The 457-nt window shown below is 72.2% G+C and carries 1 protein-coding gene; it reads left to right on the top strand.

Going from position 1 to position 457, the window contains the following annotated elements; translation table 11 throughout:
- Positions 1-401: ATP-binding cassette domain-containing protein (locus JMF97_RS30715; RefSeq protein WP_203224681.1), on the top strand; the 401-nt coding region annotated here is incomplete at its 5' end.
- Positions 402-457 lie beyond the last annotated feature (56 nt).

The following is a 457-nucleotide window of genomic DNA, read 5'->3' as shown; positions in this document are numbered from 1 at the left end:
CCGACGCGTACCCGTGGCAGCTCTCCGGTGGCATGCAGCAGCGGGTCGCCATCGCCCGGGCCGTCGCGTACCGGCCCCGGTTGCTGTTGATGGATGAGCCGTTCTCCGCCGTCGACGCCAAGACCCGCTCCGACCTGGCGGATCTGCTGGCCCGCCCCGGGCACCGGTACGCGATGACCGTCCTGTTCGTCACCCACGACATCGACGAGGCGGTCTACCTGGGCCAACGCGTGGTCGTCCTCGGTGCCTCACCGGCCGGGGTGATCGCACAGTTCCCGATCGACCTGCCGGCCGAGCGCGACCAGCTCGGCACCCGCTCATCGGCCCGTTTCGGCGAACTGCGCGCCCAGGTCTACGCGCAGGTACGCCGCACACCGCAACTGGACGAGGTGGCCCCATGACCAGCCCGCAGCCCGACACCACGCCCCGCTGGCAGGACACCGGCGGCGGCGACGGC

It is taken from the genome of Micromonospora fiedleri, assembly GCF_016774385.1.
Taxonomy (GTDB): Bacteria; Actinomycetota; Actinomycetes; order Mycobacteriales; family Micromonosporaceae; genus Micromonospora; species Micromonospora gifhornensis.
This window is presented reverse-complemented; position numbering and strand designations above follow the sequence as displayed.